Origin of the sequence: Anaeromassilibacillus sp. An200, from assembly GCF_002160025.1 — a bacterium.
Lineage (GTDB): Bacteria > Bacillota > Clostridia > Oscillospirales > Acutalibacteraceae > Caccousia > Caccousia stercoris.
Map to the genome: position 1 here is coordinate 20,138 of NZ_NFJU01000014.1, position 16,148 is coordinate 36,285.

Genomic DNA, 16,148 nt, shown 5'->3' on the forward strand with positions numbered 1-16,148 from the left:
CGCTTTCCCGGCCTTTCCCGGGCGTATTCTGAGAAGGAGTGACCGTTTCCATGAATTATAAGAAGGAACCCCTTGGCTGGATCATCGAGGAAGATGTATTTGATCCCCGCCGCACCGGAAAATGCGAGTCTATTTTCGCGCAGGGCAACGGCTATATGAACATCCGCTGCACGCTGGAGGAGAGCTATGTCGGCGAGCACCGCGGCGCTTTCATCACCGGCACCTTCAACAAGGCTCTGCCCGACGAGGTGACGGAGCTGCCGAACCTGCCGGACGTGACGGAGATGAAGATCCTCGTCAACGGCGAGCGCTTTGCCATGGACGCCGGAAAAACCGAGGGCTACAGCCGTACCCTCGATCTGCGCACGGGCGAGGTGGTGCGCACCGTCAACTGGACGAGCCCCGCGGGCGTGAAGCTGCGCTTTGCCTTCCGCCGCTTTGTCTCTTTGAAAAATGAGCATCTGGCTGCCTTCCGCATGGAAGTCACCCCGCTTTCCGGGGATGTCGATCTGGTGATCGAGAGCGGCATCAGCTCCCGCACCTCCAACTCCGGCTCCCAGCACTGCGCCGAGGGCGAAAAGCGCCTGGTTGAGGGCGGCGCGCTGCGCCTGATGACCCGCACCACGCAGTCCGACGTGCCGGTGGTGGTGCACTGCCTGCACAAGTTCACCCCCGCCCCGGCCGCTTCCCTGCCCGTCATGGAGCGCCGCTGCTTTGTGAACCGCTACACCTTCCATGTCGCGAAGGACGAGACGCTTTCCATGGAGAAGCTGGCGGCCTACCACACCGGCCGCGACCTTGTCTTTACCTCCTACGGCCAGCCCGCGGGCTCCACGAACGCCATGCAGGTCTGCGCCGCGGGCGACGCCTGCCTCGCGAAGGCAGCCGGACACTCCTATGAGGATCTGCTCGCGGAATCCGCCGCCTGCTGGAAGCAGTATTGGGACGAGCAGGATGTCGTGATCGAGAGCGAGGATCCGTTTGATCAGCTCGGCATGCGCTTTGCCCTCTATCACCTGAACATCATGATCCGCCGTGACGACAGCCGTGTGGGCATCGGCGCGAAAGGCATGACGGGCGAGGGCTACAAGGGCCATTCCTTTTGGGATACGGAAATGTTCCTCATGCCGCATTACCTCTTCACCGACCCCAAGGCCGCCCGCACGCTGCTGGAATACCGCTGGCGCAGCCTGCCCGGCGCGTTCAAGAAGGCCGAGGAGAACGGCTATTCCGGCGCCATGTTCCCGTGGGAGAGTGCCTGGCTGGACGACGGCGAGGTGACGCCGCTCATCGGCGGCGCGGATATCGTGACGGGCAAGAGCATCCCGATTCTCACCGGCATGATTGAGCACCACATCTCCGCGGACGTCTCCTGGGGCGTGTGGCTCTACTACCTCGCCACCGGCGACGACTCCTATATGGATCAGTGCGGCTGCGAGATTCTCGTCGAGACGGCCCGCTTCTGGTCGAGCCGCGTGGAGTGGCAGGAGGACAAGGGGCGCTATGAGATCCGCGATGTCATTGGCCCCGACGAGTACAAGGAGCATGTCGACAACAACGCCTTCACGAACTATCTGACGGCGGAGAACCTGGACCGCGCCTGCGATGTGATCGCACAAATGCAGGAGAGGTGGCCGAACGCCTATGCTTCGCTCTCCGAGAAGTATGATCTCGCGGCCCTCTCGGCACAGTTCCAGGACGTACGCGCGAAGCTCTACCTGCCCCAGCCGGACGCCGACGGCATCATTGCGCAGAACGATCAGTATCTTGGCCTGGAAAAGACCGATCTCTCGAAATACAAGGCGCAGACGGGCGTTTCCTCCATCTATGAGGACTACAGCCCTCACCAGATGAACCAGATGATGGTCTCCAAGCAGGCGGACCTCGTGATGCTCCTGCGCGTCATGCCCGACCTGTTCGACGCGGACACGCTGCGCAAGAACTTCCTGTTCTACGAGTCCCGCACGCTGCATGACTCCTCGCTGAGCCATGGGCAGCACTGCGTCCTCGCGTCCTGGCTCGGCCTGGATGAGATGGCGCTCGACATGTATCGCCACGCCATCCACATTGACCTTGGCCCGAACATGACCTCCTCCGACGAGGGCATTCACAGCGCCTCGATGGGCAATGTGTGGCAGTGCGCCGTCTGCGGCTTTGCGGGCCTTCAGTGGCACGCCGATCATCTCTCGCTCGACAACCATCTGCCGGCCTGCTGGAAGCGCCTGGCCTTCCGGGTGCATTACCGCGGCGCCGTGCTGCGCGTGGAGATGACACGCGACGCGATGCACATCACAAAGCTTTCCGGCCCGTCCGTGAAGCTTGTGGTCAACGGCGTGGAGGACACGCTGTAAGGGGGTTGCTGCCATCTGACGGTGGGCTCCGCTTTTGCAGGATCGAAAAAGGGTTTCCCCGAAAGCACAGGCTTTTGGGGAAACCCTTTTTTCATATTAATTCATATGCTTTCAATCAGCCCGGCTTATAGCCGTTTTTGATCAGCAGGTTCTGGATCTTCTCGTGGGGATCGATCAGGGCGCTCATGGAAACGTCGTGGTTCAGAGCGGCGATGAGGTAAGCAATGTACTTGCTGCAATCCACCTCATAGAACCACTCGCGGCTGCGCAGGGCGTCGGTGCGGTATGTGAGGTTGGAGCCGAGCACACCGCTGATGATGCCCTTGCTGTACGCTTCATCGAACTGGTCGAGGCCATTGGTGAAGATCGGGTAAGTGGCATAGCAGAAGATGCGGCGGGCATTCTGCTTTTTCAGCTCGTAGGCAATGTCGAGCATGGACTCGCCGGAGGAAATGATGTCGTCCGCGATGAACACATCCTTGCCCTCCACGGAATCGCCCAGGTATTCATGCGCAATGATCGGGTTGCGGCCGTTCACCACGCGGGAGTAGTCACGGCGCTTGTAGAACATGCCGAGGTTGACCCCGAGCACGGAAGCGTAGTACATGTTGCGGTTCAGGGCACCCTCGTCCGGGCTGACGATCATGAAGTTGTCCCAGTCCAGCTTGAGGTTCGGCACCTGGTTGATCAGGGCCTTGAGCACCTGGTAGGTGGGCATGACGTTGTCGAAGCCCATGAGAGGGGCGGCGTTCTGTACGCGGGGATCGTGCGCGTCGAAGCTGATGACGTTCGCCACGCCCATGGCCTGCAGCTCCTGCAAAGCAAACGCGCAGTCGAGGCTTTCACGGTAGTTGCGGCGGTGCTGGCGGCCGCCGAAGAGAATGGGCATAATCACGCTCAGACGGTGGGCCTTGCCGCTGGCCGCCTGAATGAGACGCTTGAGATCCTGGAAATGGTCGTCCGGGCTCATGCTGTTCTGCTGGCCAAACATGTTGTACTTGCAGCTGTAGTTTCCCACGTCGACAAGCAGATACAGATCCATGCCGCGCACCGTGTCGCGGATCAGGCCCTTGCCGTCGCCGGAGGAAAAGCGGGGGCATTCGCTTTCAATGATGAAGGATTCCTTGGCTTCAGGGCTTCCCTGTGCCATCTGCACCAGGTAGCTGTCCACCTTTTCTCCCATTTCCCGTGCGCCCTCCGTCACAATCAGACCGAGGGACGCCGTGCGGCTGCCCCTGTGAAAGATCGCCTTCGCGTCCATATGCTCCACCGTTACCACTCCTTTTCGATGATTCCGTGTGTAATGTACCTTCATTTTACACGATCTTTACCTGATATTACAATCTCCCGGGCCAAAAATCTGCGATATACTGAAAAAATCGCCTTTTTTCTGTCTGTAATTCGACACAAAGCCCGCAGAAGCGGCTCTTTTGCGGAAATTTGGTGCAAAAAAGGAAAAAACCGGCCGGTTCAGCGGGGAGATCCCGCCGGACCGGCCGGCTGTTTATCTGTTTACTGCATGCCGAGCAGAGGCTTGGTCTGCGCGCGCAGGCGGCTGATGACATCGCGGCTTTCCGCGTCCGTTTTGCCCTTGCCGGAGAGATAGACCTTGATCTTCGGCTCGGTGCCGGAGGGGCGCACGATCAGCTTGCTGCCGTTGTCCAGACGGTACTCCAGCACGTTCGACTTCGGCAGGGTGATGGGGCTTTCCTTGCCGCCGTCGCAGCGAACGGAGGTCTTGTAGTCGCTCCAGCCTGTCACACGCCAGCCCGCGATCTCCTCGGGGGCCTTCGCGCGCAGCGAGTCCATAATGGAGGCCATGGCTTTCATGCCGTCCTCGCCCTCAAAGGCGAAGTTCTCGACCTCGTTGCGGTAGTAGCCGAACTGGTCATAGAGCGCATCCATCGCGTCCGCGAGCGTCATGCCCTTCTGCTTGTAATACCAGGCCATCTGGCAGATCAGCATGCTGGCGTCCACCGCGTCCTTGTCGCGCACATAGCCGCCGGAGAGATACCCGTAGCTCTCCTCAAAGCCGAGCAGGAAGCGGTCCTCCTCGCCCTTTTCCTCGAGCAGGGCAATCTGGTCGCCGATGTATTTGAAGCCCGTGAGGATACGCACACACGCAATGCCGTAATGCTCCGCCACGGGGGTGGCCATATCCGTGCTTACGATGGTCGTCACGGCGATCGGGTTCTTCGGCATGTCGCCGCGCTCCTTGCGCCGCCGGGCGATGAAGTCGAGCAGCAGCACGCCCACCTCGTTGCCGGTCATCAGGCGGTATTCGCCGTTCTGCTTCACGGCGATGCCGCAGCGGTCGGCGTCCGGGTCGGTGGCGAGCAGCAGATCCGGGTGGACCTTCTCGCACAGCTCCAGGCCCTTTTGCAGCGCTTCGCGGATCTCCGGGTTCGGGAACGGGCAGGTGGTGAAGTTGCCGTCCGGATGCTCCTGCTCCGGCACGATGGAAACCTCGTCCACACCGATCATATCAAGGATGCGCGTCACCGGAATCAGGCCCGTGCCGTTGAGCGGCGTGTAGACGACCTTCAGGCCCGTGCACGGCTCGTCGATCATGCTCTGCCCTTTTACGGCCATCAGGAATTCATCCATCACCTTGTCCGGGATCCAGGAAATCAGGCCCTTCTTCATGCCCTCGTCAAAGGACATGTGCTTGACGCCCTCAAAAATATCGGTGGCGGCAATCTCCGCGGAGACGTCGTTGGCCATCTCGGCGGTAATCTGGCAGCCGTCGCTGCCGTAGGCCTTGTAGCCGTTGTATTTGGCGGGGTTGTGGCTGGCGGTGATGCACACGCCCGCGTCGCATTTCAGATAGCGCACCGCGAAGGAGAGCGTCGGGGTGGGGGTCAGGCGGGGGTACACGTGGGCATGAATGCCGTTGGCGGCAAACACCGCCGCCGTCTCCCGCGCAAACAGCTCGGACTTGATGCGGCTGTCGTAGGCGATTGCGACGCTCGCGCCTGTTTTGTGCTTGTTGAGATAGTTGGCGATGCCCTGCGTCGCCTTGCGTACCGTATAGATATTCATCCGGTTGGTGCCGGCGCCAATGACGCCGCGCAGGCCGGCTGTTCCAAAGGCCAGATCCTGGTAAAAGCGGTCGTTGATCTCCTCCTCGTTTCCGCGTACAGACTCAAGCTCCTGCGTGAGATCCCGATCCTCCAGGGACTGAGAAAGCCATCTCTCGTATTCCGTCATTCTCTATCACATGCCTTTCCATTCCATAATGAGAGGCTCCGCCCGAGGACGAAACCCTTCTGTTATTAGCTTATCATTCCGGTGAAAACGTGTCAATGGGGAAAGGCTGTCACAGCCGCACAAGATTTGTCACGATTCCCGCCGGAGTCAGATCGACGATCCCATAGGATCCTTCCGTGCCGTGCAGGCTGCCGGGGTTCATCAGATACAGCCCGTCCTCGTAGTCTGTCAGCGGCTGATGGGTGTGGCCGAAGAGAAGAATATCCGCCTTTCGCTCCCGCGCCGCGCACACGATTTGATACAAACTGTATTTTACATTATAAGCATGACCGTGCGTATAAAAGATTTTCTTTCCCTCCAGCGTGATTTCCCCAATGGTGGGCAGGGTGGATCCCCAGTCGCAGTTGCCGCGCACCTGCAAAAACATCTTTTCCGGGAAGTTGGCCTTCATCAGGGAGGCTTCCTCCTCGCCGTCTCCCAGGTGGATGACCACCTCAGCCTTCGGCTGGCGCAGGATGGCGGTACGCAGGGCGTATTCGTCGCGGTGTGTGTCGGATGTGACGAAAATTCTCATCGGATATTCCCTCCAGGCATGAATCAAATAGGAGCCGCATACAGATAACACAAGGGGCTTTCCCCTGAAAACGAGACAAAAGGCGTGATGACGATGAAAGAGATCCATTCCGACGCGGACCGCCAGGCCCTGCTCCAGCAGCTCATGGGCCAGCTTTCCCCGGAGGACGAAAAATCCCTTCAAAAGATCCTGGCGGACAAGGACGCGCAGAAAAAGCTGCTCAGCACGCCGCAGGCGCGCGAGCTCATGAAGCAGCTGTTCGGAAAATAAGGAGGCCTTGCCATGGAGGATCTGAGCGGGAAAATCAATGAGCTGCTGGGAAACCCGGCAGCGATGGCACAGCTTCAGAGCCTTGCCGCCTCGCTCGGACTTGGTGGAGGAGACGGCGAGCATGGCTCCGGCGGCTCCTCCGGGGGACATTCCGGCGGGAACGCCGGTCCGGCCTCCTCCGGCGGCGGGGAGAACGGACTGCTGGCCGCTCTCTCCGGGCTTCTGGGGCAGGGAAAGGAAGAATCGCATCCCGCTGTGGCGGAGGGCGGGGATCTCACGCAGGCGATCCTGCGCATGGCCCCTCTTCTCGGCAGCCTGCGGGAGGAAACGGACGGCACCCGGCTTCTGCACGCGCTGCGGCCCCTGCTCTCGCCCTCGCGGCGGCAGCGGCTGGATCAGGCCGTGCGTCTGATGCAGCTCATGCGCGTGCTGCCGCTGCTCAAGAGCAGCGGGCTGTTCTGAAAAGGGGGGATTGAGATTGCCGCAGGACAATGAAATGCAGCGCTTGCAGCAGGAGGCGGTGCGCCGCGTGCGGGAGATGCAGTCCCGGGCGCAGATCGCCGCCCAGCCGCAGGCGCAGAGAACGGACGGCCACAACGGCGGACAGAACGCGGGAAGCGCAGACAGGCAGGGAAACGGCGGGCCGCAGAACGGCGGCGGGCACGACCGTCAAAACGGGCAGGAGCTGCGCCCCTCCCCCGGCCCGCAGCATCCGGCCCAGCAGGAAGGCCATTCGCCGGAGCTTCTGCGCATGCTCTTTCAGCAGGAGGACCGCACGCTGATCCTGCTCCTTCTCCTGCTTTTGGTGGAGGAAAATCAGGACCCTTCCCTGCTTCTGGCGCTTTTATATCTGGCGATGTCGCCGGAATAAGGCGTCAGCCCGGCTCACGGACGGCGTAGACGTATTCCTCGCCGGTCTCCGGGTCGGTTTTCATCACATACTCCATGTATTTCGACGGGCTTGGCGCGGTGTTTTCCGTGCCGGAGGACGTCTCCTGGGTGCGCCACGGGTCCGTGGGCAGCACGTAGCCGACGGTGAGAACGGTGGTATCGCCCTCGCGGCGGCTGCTCTCCGTGTACGGCGTCATCGCGCTGTCCGAGCTGAACACGGAGACGTGATAAGTATTGGTGGTGCTGTCGTACGTGTAGAAGGTTTCCTCCGTCGGGTTCGAGGGACTCAGCGAGCAGTCGGGGCCGAACAGCTCCTGGGCGGCGGAGGCCACCACACCCAGCGGGATAATGGCAAGGCCGTTGTCATCGTAGCCCGTCCACTCAGAGCGCTTTTCCAAAATGGATTTCCAGAGAGCCGCGTTCTGCACAAAGGTGGGATCGGCGGTTTCCGGGGAATCAAACGGCTCCGGGTCCTGCATCACGATGCAGGCCAGCTTTTCATCGTAGGCGCGCAGGGCGGAATCGTCCGTGGCCTGATCATAGATGCGCGTGCCGATCATCCCCGCCAGGGAGACAACGCCCACCAGCGCCAGCAGCAGCACCAGCGAGCCGAGCACCACGCCGTAGCGGTGGCGGCCGCGTGCTCTCGCGCTTCTCGCGCTGGATGCGGCGGCCGGGGCTGCCGGAACGGCAGCCCCAGAGCTCCAGGAGGAATCGTCCGGCTCCTGTGTGTCCTCTGCCTGAGCTTCCATGGATTCCTCTTTTGCGGAAGCTTCCGTTTCCTCCGTCTGGTCCGCCTTCCGTTTGGGGGCGGGCTTTTCCTTTTTCTTGGCAAATTCCCTGTCGTCGGGGAGATCCTCTCCCTCGGGCAGGAAATCATCCAGCTCGGAGTCTGTCCCCTCCTGCACCGGAGCGGACGCGCCCTGCCGGTAATCCGCCGAGAACGACGGAGCGTTTCTGTTTCCTTTGCGTTTCTTTTTCGCCATAGCCGGGTTCCCCTTCCGTGAGGTCAGCGGATCTGTCCGTCTCCCTCAATGATAAATTTTGTGGACGTCAGCTCATTGACGCCCATCGGGCCGCGCGCGTGGAGCTTCTGCGTGGAGATGCCGATCTCCGCGCCAAGCCCGAACTCGCCGCCGTCCGTAAAGCGTGTGGAGCAGTTGACATAAACTGCCGCCGCGTCGATTTGTTCCGTAAAGTGTTTTGCGTTTGCGTAGTTTTGAGTGATGATGCACTCGCTGTGCCCGCTCGAGTGGGCCGCGATGTGCGACACGGCTTCGTCGAAGTCCCGCACAACGCGCACACCCATCACCAGATCCAGGTATTCGGTGTCCCAGTCCTCGCCGCACGCGGGAACGGCGGCAATGCCGTTTTCCTGCAAAATAGCCAGAGCCTGCGGGCAGGCGCGCAGCTGTACGCCGCGATCGGTGAGGGCTTTCCCCACAAGAGGCAGGAGCGCCGGGGCGGCCTTCTCGTGCACCAGCAGCTTTTCCAGCGCGTTGCACACGGAGGGACGCTGCGTCTTGCCGTTGACGGCGATATCGACAGCCATCTGCGGGTCGGCGCTTTCGTCAAGGTACAGGTGGCAGTTGCCCACGCCTGTCTCAATAACAGGAACACGGGAATTTTCCACGACGGAGCGGATCAGCCCGGCTCCGCCGCGCGGGATGAGCACATCGAGATAGCCGGTCAGGCTCATCAGCTCCCGGGAGGATTCGCGGGAGGTATCGCGGACAAGCTGGAGAGAGCCTTCCGGCAGACCGGCTTTGTGCGCGGCTTCGGCCATGCAGTCGAGGATGGCGCAGTTGCTGCGGATGGCCTCCTTGCCGCCGCGCAGGATGACGGCGTTTCCGGCTTTCAGACAGAGGGCGGCGGCGTCCGCGGTGACGTTCGGCCTGGCCTCGTAGATCATCCCGACCACGCCCAGCGGAACGCGCACGCGGCGGATGAACATGCCGTTCGGGCGCACGCCGCCGCTCACCACGCTGCCGATGGGATCGGCCTGCGCCGCGACCTGCCGCACACCGGAGGCCATGGAGGCGATCCGTGCTTCGCTGAGCGAAAGGCGATCGAGCAGCGACTCAGACATCCCATTTGCGCGGGCGGCTTCCACGTCCTCGCGGTTCGCGGCGAGAATGGCGGGCGCGCAGTCCTCAAGGGCCTGGGCCATGGCAAGCAGGGCCTTGTCCTTCAGCGGCCCGGCGCAGGCCAGAAAACGGGCGGCGGCTTTCGCCTTCGCCCCCATGCTTTGCAGTTCTGTCATGATAAAAACCTCCTTTGCAAACCCTTTACACGGCGCAGCCGCCTGAAAGTTTTCGTCCACCTTTTTCAAAAGGTGGCGGGGTTATAGGGGCAGCGCCCCTAAATCGTAACCTTTTCCTTCCCAAAATGCAGGAGGGGAAGGAAAAACAGTCCGGGGGACTGTTTTTTCGCAGGGGGACCCACATGAGGGGTCCCCCTCGCACCGCCACGGGCGGGGCGCAAGTCGCTCAGGCCGCGACGGGCCCCTACTTTCTTTGCGAAAAGAAAGTAGGCAAAGATTCGCGAGGGGCTTTGCCCCTTCGAACCCCACGCTTTCTTTTCTACGTCAGCCCTGTGCCCCCTTTCCCTCGTCACGGCCGGCTGAAATTGCGCTGACGCGCAAAAACGCCGGCTGGTGGGGGAAAACCTCAAAATTAGCGTGGGGAATAATTTTGAGGTTTTCCGTGCATGGGGGTTACGGCTCTACAGGAGCTTGCGGTTTGCTCCCGGCGCTCCATGCTTTTGAAGCTGTCCAGATGGCAATTCCATCATACCAAACAGCGTGCGCAAACTTTATCGGATCCCGCCAAAGACGGTGCCGATCTGCTCGCCGTCGAACAGGCGGTACAGCGTTTCGGGAGTGGCCCCGCTCATGACACAGCAGGGGATTCCGTTCTCGTTGACCAGCTTTGCGGCGCGCACCTTGGTGGCCATGCCGCCGGTGCCGCGGTTCGTTCCCGCGCCGCCCGCCAGCGCTTCCACTTCCTCCGTTACCTCGCGCAGGTACGGGATGCGCTTTGCGTCCGGATCCGTGCGCGGGTTCGCGGTGTACAGCCCGTCGATGTCCGTGAGCAGGATCAGCAGATCCGCGCGCGTCAGTTTGGCGACGATCGCGGACAGCGTGTCGTTGTCGCCGATGTGGCTGCCGACCAGCTCGTCGACCGCGACGGTGTCGTTCTCGTTGACGATCGGAAGAATCCCCATGTGCAGCAGCTCCTCAAACGTGTTTTCCACGTTGCGGCGGCTGCGGTCGTCGTCGATGACGTCGCCGGTGAGCAGCACCTGCGCCACTGTGCGGCTGTACTCCCCGAAAAACTTATCGTAAATAAACATCAGCTCGCACTGGCCCACCGCCGCGAGCGCCTGCTTTTTCTCCGTCTCCGCCGGGCGGTCGTGCAGGCCCAGCTTGCCCATGCCCACGCCGATCGCGCCGGACGTGACCAGGATGATCTCCCGGCCGCCGTTCTGCAAATCGCTCAGCACGCGGCACAGCGATTCCACGCGCCGCAGGTTCAGTTTTCCGTTTTCATACGTCAGCGTGGAGGTGCCCACCTTCACGACAACGCGCTTTGCCTGTGTGATGACCGACATATTCCGTCCCCTTCCCCCGGGCGCGGGCCCGGCTAAAAGCAGAAGGGGCCGCCGCAAGCGAGACGCTTCCGGCAGCCCCAGTGAATGGCTTTTTTATTCCTCGCGGCTGCGCGGCTTGTTCGTGTTGGCGAAGAAGCCGTTGCTCGCGCGCGGGCGATCCTCGCGGCGCGGGCCGTGATCACGGCGGGGACGGCGCGGAGCGTCGGAGATCTCGTTCTCCGGCACAAGGCCCTCCACCTCGATCAGCGCGTCGCGGCGGGACAGGTTCAGACGGCCCTTGTCGTCGATCTCAAGCACCTTGACCATCACCTCGTCGCCGACGTTCACCACGTCCGTCACTTTCTCGGTGCGCTTGACGTCAAGCCGCGAGATGTGCACCAGGCCCTCCTTGCCGGGGGCGATCTCCACAAACGCGCCGAAGTCCATCAGGCGCGTGACCTTGCCCTTGTAAATGGCGCCCGGCTCCGGATCGTTCACGATCGTGTCGACAATCGACAGCGCGCGGCGGCAGTTGTCCGCGTCCAGGCCGGAGATAAAGACGTGTCCGTCCTCCTCCACGTCAACCTTCACGCCGCACTCGGCGCAGATCTTCTGGATGACCTTGCCGCCTGTGCCGATGACCTCGCGGATCTTGTCCACCGGGATGACGGTGCTCATCATCTTCGGCGCGTACGGAGACAGCTCCTTGCGCGGCTCCGGAATGGCCTTGAGGATGATTTCGTCAATGATATAGTTGCGTGCCTTGTGCGTCTTTTCGAGGGCCTCCTTGACCATCTCCGGAAGCAGGCCGTCGATCTTCAGGTCCATCTGGATGGCCGTGATGCCTTCCTTCGTGCCCGCAACCTTGAAGTCCATGTCGCCGAAGAAGTCCTCCAGGCCCTGGATGTCGACCATCGTCATCCAGCGGCTGCCCTCGGTGATCAGGCCGCAGGAAATACCCGCGACGGGAGCCTTGATCGGCACGCCCGCGTCCATGAGAGCCAGCGTGGAGCCGCAGACGGAAGCCTGCGAGGTGGAGCCGTTGGAGCTGAGCACCTCGGAAACCAGGCGGTACGCATACGGGAATTCCTCCACCGGCGGGATGACCGGCAGCAGCGCGCGCTCCGCGAGAGCGCCGTGGCCGATCTCGCGGCGGCCGGGGCCGCGGCTGGGCTTCGTCTCGCCCACGGAGTAGGACGGGAAGTTGTACTGGTGCATGTAGCGCTTGAACTCCTCCTCGTCGATGCCGTCGAGCATCTGCTGATCGCTGACGGGGCCGAGGGTGGCCACGGTGAGCACCTGCGTCTGGCCGCGGGTGAACATGCCGGAGCCGTGTGTGCGCGGCAGCAGGCCGACCTCCGCGTCAAGCGGGCGCATGTCGTCCATGCCGCGCCCGTCCACGCGCTTCTGCTCGTCGAGCAGCCAGCGGCGCACCACATATTTCTGCGTTTTATACAGGCACTCGTCGATCTGCGCCTCCTGCTCGGGATAGAGCGGATCGAAGTGCTCGTGAACTTTTTCATAAACGGGCTTCAGGCGGGCGTCGCGCACGTTCTTGTCGTCCGTGTCGAGCGCGGCCTGGATGTCCGCGAGAGCGAAGTCGCGCACAGCCTCCTGCATCTCGTCGCTGGCGTGCACGGCGGGGTAGGAGAACTTCGGCTTGCCGATCTGCGCCTGGATATCCTTGATGAAGGCGATGATCTTCTGGTTGGCCTCGTGGCCCGCGAGGATGCCGTTATACATCACCTCGTCGGAGACGATGTTCGCGCCAGCCTCGATCATCGGGATGCGCGTCTCGGTGGAGGCAACGGTGACAGCCATCTGGCTCACGGCGCGCTGGGCGGCGGTGGGGTTGATGACATACTCGCCATCGACCAGGCCGACGGAAACGCCGGAGATCGGGCCGTTCCACGGAATGTCGGAGATGGAGAGCGCGATACTCGTGCCGACCATGCCCGCGATCTCGGGGGCGCAGTCGTGATCCACACTCATCACGGTGCACACGACGGAAACGTCGTTGCGCATATCCTTCGGGAAGAGCGGGCGGATCGGGCGGTCGATCACGCGGCTGGTGAGGATGGCCTTGTCCGTCGGACGGCCCTCACGCTTCAGGAAGGAGCCGGGGATCTTGCCCACGGAGTACAGCTTCTCCTCGAAATCGACGGAGAGAGGGAAGAAGTCAACGCCCTCGCGGGGCTTCGCGGAAGCGGTGACAGCCACATGCACGACCGTGTCGCCGTAGCGCACGAGGCAGGCGCCGTTGGCAAGGCCCGCCATCTTTCCGGTTTCAATCACCAGCGGACGGCCGGCGAAGTCAGTTTCAAACGTGCGGAAATTTTCAAACACTGGGGAAATCCTCCTTTTCATCGTCATGTCGCGGGACGGTTTCCCAGCCTTAGCAATAAAATCCGCGCCCCCGCGGGAGGCGTGCATTTCACTGCTAAAACGGGACCCTTCCCCCTTGCGCGGCGTTCGGGAAGGCGGGCATGCCGCGCCCGCCGCGTTCTCCCTAATGCCACAAAGGCAGGCGGAAACACGTCCCGCCTGCCTGAAATATGCTCTTTTTTACTTGCGGATGCCCAGACGCTCGATCAGGGAACGATAACGCTCGATGTCGACGCGCATCAGATAGTTCAGCAGGTTTCTTCTCTGGCCGACCATCTTCAGCAGGCCGCGGCGGCTGTGGTGATCCTTCTGATGGGTCTTGAGGTGATCCGTCAGATCGTTGATGCGCTTCGTCAGAACGGCAACCTGAACCTCCGGGGAACCGGTGTCGCCCTCATGGGTCGCATACTCCTTGATAATCGCTGTCTTTTCTTCCTTCAGCATGGAAAATTCCACCTTTCTGTTTTTGATTCTCCGGCGTCGCAGGCCAGGGCCGGTGAACGTCCCCGTCCGGGGCTTGCCCCCTGATCCGCGGAGCGGAAAAGCTGTGTGAAAAATCACTGGTATAGTATAGCACAAATCTCACAGCTTGTAAATGATTTTCTTCGCCGTTTCGCGGTCCCGCAGGATCTGCTCGTGCAGCTCGCTCAGGCCGGGAAACCGGCGTTCCTCGCGCACAAAGCCGTGCAGCTCGGTGCGCACGGTCTCGCCATACAGCTCGCGGCCGTGGTAGTCGGGCATCCAGGTTTCGCACAGCGGGCCGTCCGAGCCCACCGTCGGCTTGACCCCGACATTTGCCACGCCGTAATATTTCTCCCCGCCCACATCCACAAGGGCGGCGTATACGCCGAAGCGCGGCAGAATGAAGCCGGGCGGGATCGGCTGGTTCACCGTCGGGAAGCCGAGCGTGCGCCCGAGCTGCCTGCCGTGCTCCACCGGGAAATCGTAGGAGAAGGGCCGCCCAAGCAGGCGGTTTGCCTCCTCGATTTCGCCCTGCGCGATGAGCGATCGGATCCGCGTGCTGCTCACCGGCTTTCCGGCCAGCAGCACCGGCTCCTGCACCGTGACGGAGAAGCCCAGCTCATCCCCAAGCCGCACCAGATCCTGCACCGAGCCCGCGCCATTTTTTCCGAAATGGAAGTTAAAGCCGCAGCACACCCGTTTGGCGCGGCACACGCCCACCAGCACCTCGCGCACAAAGCGCTCCGCCTCCATCTCCCGGATGAGTGAGAACGGAATCGACCAGCACAGCTCCACGCCCAGCTCGCCGAGCAGCTCCAGCTTGCGATCCTGCGGCAGGAGCACCGGCGCGCCCTTGCCGCCCTCGCGCAGGATGTCCGTCTGGAAGGTGAATACCGCCGGGGCTTCGGGCCCGCCCATCGCGGCGGTGATAACGCGCCGGTGGCCCATGTGCAGGCCGTCGAACACGCCGAGGGCGACGGCGGTGTCCTCCCCGGATGGGTGCAGGTCCTGATACAGCTTCATGCTTGTGTCTCCTTTCTTCCCGGATCCGCCGGGGCGGGGCCGCAGAACAGGCGCAGCACGCGCAGCTCCCCTCCGGCTGTCTCCGCCAGCCCGAGGAAGCGCATGTCCGGCCCGAGTACGCGCAGGCGTTCCCCGTCCGGGAGTGCCTTTCCCCGCAGGGACGTGCGGGCGGCATCGAGCGCGCCGCCGTTTGCAAAGCGCGCCGCCTGCGCCGCGCTCACCGTCACCGCCGGGTATACGGAGAACAATCCCTCCACGGGACGCACAAGGGCGGACAGGTCGTCTGTTTCCGCCAGACGGCGGGCTTCGTCGAGCGGTACGGCGTCCGCGAGCGAAAAGCCGCACGCGCGTGTGCGGCGCAAAGCCGTCATCGTGCCGAGCGTCCCGGCCGCCGCCGCCAGATCCTCAATCAGGGCGCGGATATACGTCCCCTTGGAGCAGGAGACCAGCAGCTCCCCGGTCTGCCGTTCTTCGTCAAACGACAGCAGCTCCAGCCGCGCGATCGTGATGGGCCGCGCTTCGCGCTCGACCTCGATTCCCTTGCGGGCCAGCTCGTAGAGCCGCTTGCCGTCCTTCTTGATCGCCGAGTACATGGGCGGGATCTGCAAAATGTCCCCGCGAAAGCGCGGCAGCACGGCGGCCAGAGCCTCGCGCGAAATGCGCGCGTCCGTTTGCCCGATCGCCTGGCCGGTGCGGTCGCCCGTGTCGGTGCGCGTGCCGAGCGCAAAGGCCGCCCGATACTCCTTCTCCGTGTCCGGCAGCAGCGCTTCCGCCCGCGTCGCGCGGCCCAGCAGCAGCGGCAGCACGCCGGTGGCCATCGGGTCAAGCGTGCCGGTGTGGCCGATCTTTTTCTGCCCGAACAGCCGCCGTGCCACAGCCACCGCGTCAAAGGAGGTGAAGCCCTCCGGCTTATCCAGAATGAAAACTCCCGTCATGCGCACTCCTCCTTCGTTTCTTCCCGCGCGGCCTGCGCAAACGGGGGCGGCGGGCTGTCCCGCCGCCCCCGTCCGTGGCCTGCGTGTGGCGTTATGATTCGGTGTCGTCCTTTTCCAGATCGTGCAGGATCCGGCTGATGTTCGCGCTGTATTCGATGGAATCCGTCGCCTTGAAGATCAGCTCCGGCACATGGCGCAGCTGGAGCCTGCGGCCCAGCTCACGCCGCAGGAAGCCGGAGGCCGAGCGCAGGCCCTGCACGGCCGTTTTCGCCCGATCCAGCCCCTCCATGGCGCTGACGTATACGGTGCAGTAAGACAGGTCGTTCGTGACCTCCACGCGCACAATGCTCAGAAGCATGTTCTGCGTGCGCGGATCCTTGAGCTCGCGCAGCAGCGCGGAGAGCTCGCGGCGGATGTCCTCCGTCGTTCTTCCCAGCTTGTGGCCCGGCATAGCGG

At 62.6% G+C, this 16,148-nt stretch carries 15 protein-coding genes; 4 read left to right on the forward strand and 11 right to left on the reverse strand.

What is annotated here, in order from left to right; all coding sequences use genetic code 11:
- The first annotated feature begins 50 nt into the window (after positions 1–50).
- The gene (locus B5F35_RS08550) at positions 51–2,351 is read left to right on the forward strand and encodes a glycoside hydrolase family 65 protein (RefSeq protein WP_087240007.1); all 2,301 of its coding nucleotides are present in this window, start codon (positions 51–53) and stop codon (positions 2,349–2,351) included.
- A gap of 115 nt (positions 2,352–2,466) precedes the next feature.
- Here B5F35_RS08550 and prs read toward each other — a convergent pair whose 3' ends face one another.
- The 3 genes from prs to B5F35_RS08565 all read right to left on the reverse strand — a co-directional run bounded on the left by prs (position 2,467) and on the right by B5F35_RS08565 (position 6,135).
- Positions 2,467–3,612 carry a ribose-phosphate pyrophosphokinase gene (gene prs / locus B5F35_RS08555; RefSeq protein WP_087240100.1) on the reverse strand — a complete coding sequence of 382 codons (1,146 nt, stop codon included), beginning with the start codon at positions 3,610–3,612 and terminating at the stop codon, positions 2,467–2,469.
- 251 nt (positions 3,613–3,863) lie between these two features.
- Positions 3,864–5,561: a phospho-sugar mutase gene (locus tag B5F35_RS08560; protein ID WP_087240008.1), complete on the reverse strand. Its 1,698-nt coding sequence runs from the start codon at positions 5,559–5,561 to the stop codon at positions 3,864–3,866.
- Positions 5,562–5,670: 109 nt separating this feature from the next.
- Complete coding sequence (locus B5F35_RS08565; RefSeq protein ID WP_087240010.1) at positions 5,671–6,135, reverse strand: YfcE family phosphodiesterase; 465 nt, start codon at positions 6,133–6,135, stop codon at positions 5,671–5,673.
- Positions 6,136–6,219: 84 nt separating this feature from the next.
- Between B5F35_RS08565 and B5F35_RS18430 the strand changes: the two genes are divergently transcribed.
- Genes B5F35_RS18430 through B5F35_RS08575 form a run of 3 tightly spaced genes read left to right on the forward strand, consistent with a single transcriptional unit; the run spans position 6,220 to position 7,276 of the window.
- Entirely contained in the window at positions 6,220–6,405 is a 186-nt protein-coding gene (locus tag B5F35_RS18430; protein WP_140401184.1) for a hypothetical protein, read from the forward strand.
- A 12-nt stretch (positions 6,406–6,417) separates the two neighbouring features.
- Entirely contained in the window at positions 6,418–6,867 is a 450-nt protein-coding gene (locus B5F35_RS08570; protein ID WP_087240012.1) for a hypothetical protein, read from the forward strand.
- 16 nt (positions 6,868–6,883) lie between these two features.
- A complete protein-coding gene (locus B5F35_RS08575) occupies positions 6,884–7,276 on the forward strand; it encodes a hypothetical protein (RefSeq protein ID WP_087240014.1) in 393 nt (130 codons plus the stop codon).
- Positions 7,277–7,280: 4 nt separating this feature from the next.
- Here B5F35_RS08575 and B5F35_RS08580 read toward each other — a convergent pair whose 3' ends face one another.
- The 8 genes from B5F35_RS08580 to rbfA all read right to left on the reverse strand — a co-directional run bounded on the left by B5F35_RS08580 (position 7,281) and on the right by rbfA (position 16,143).
- The gene (locus B5F35_RS08580) at positions 7,281–8,282 is read right to left on the reverse strand and encodes a hypothetical protein (RefSeq protein ID WP_087240016.1); all 1,002 of its coding nucleotides are present in this window, start codon (positions 8,280–8,282) and stop codon (positions 7,281–7,283) included.
- A gap of 23 nt (positions 8,283–8,305) precedes the next feature.
- Positions 8,306–9,559, reverse strand: a complete 1,254-nt coding sequence (locus tag B5F35_RS08585) for a glutamate-5-semialdehyde dehydrogenase (protein ID WP_087240018.1) — start codon at positions 9,557–9,559, stop codon at positions 8,306–8,308.
- A gap of 551 nt (positions 9,560–10,110) precedes the next feature.
- Positions 10,111–10,908, reverse strand: coding sequence for a glutamate 5-kinase (gene proB, locus B5F35_RS08590; protein WP_087240020.1), 798 nt, complete (start codon positions 10,906–10,908; stop codon positions 10,111–10,113).
- Positions 10,909–11,001: 93 nt separating this feature from the next.
- Positions 11,002–13,233, reverse strand: a complete 2,232-nt coding sequence (locus tag B5F35_RS08595; RefSeq protein ID WP_087240022.1) for a polyribonucleotide nucleotidyltransferase — start codon at positions 13,231–13,233, stop codon at positions 11,002–11,004.
- A gap of 219 nt (positions 13,234–13,452) precedes the next feature.
- Entirely contained in the window at positions 13,453–13,716 is a 264-nt protein-coding gene (rpsO, locus tag B5F35_RS08600) for a 30S ribosomal protein S15 (RefSeq protein WP_087240102.1), read from the reverse strand.
- Between the two features lie 138 nt (positions 13,717–13,854).
- Positions 13,855–14,757 (reverse strand): riboflavin biosynthesis protein RibF, encoded by a 903-nt coding sequence (gene ribF, locus B5F35_RS08605; RefSeq protein WP_087240024.1) that lies wholly within the window; start codon positions 14,755–14,757, stop codon positions 13,855–13,857.
- A complete protein-coding gene (truB, locus tag B5F35_RS08610) occupies positions 14,754–15,692 on the reverse strand; it encodes a tRNA pseudouridine(55) synthase TruB (RefSeq protein WP_087240026.1) in 939 nt (312 codons plus the stop codon). Before truB ends, ribF begins: the two co-directional genes overlap by 4 nt.
- A 91-nt stretch (positions 15,693–15,783) precedes the next feature.
- Positions 15,784–16,143 (reverse strand): 30S ribosome-binding factor RbfA, encoded by a 360-nt coding sequence (rbfA, locus tag B5F35_RS08615; RefSeq protein WP_087240028.1) that lies wholly within the window; start codon positions 16,141–16,143, stop codon positions 15,784–15,786.
- Positions 16,144–16,148 lie beyond the last annotated feature (5 nt).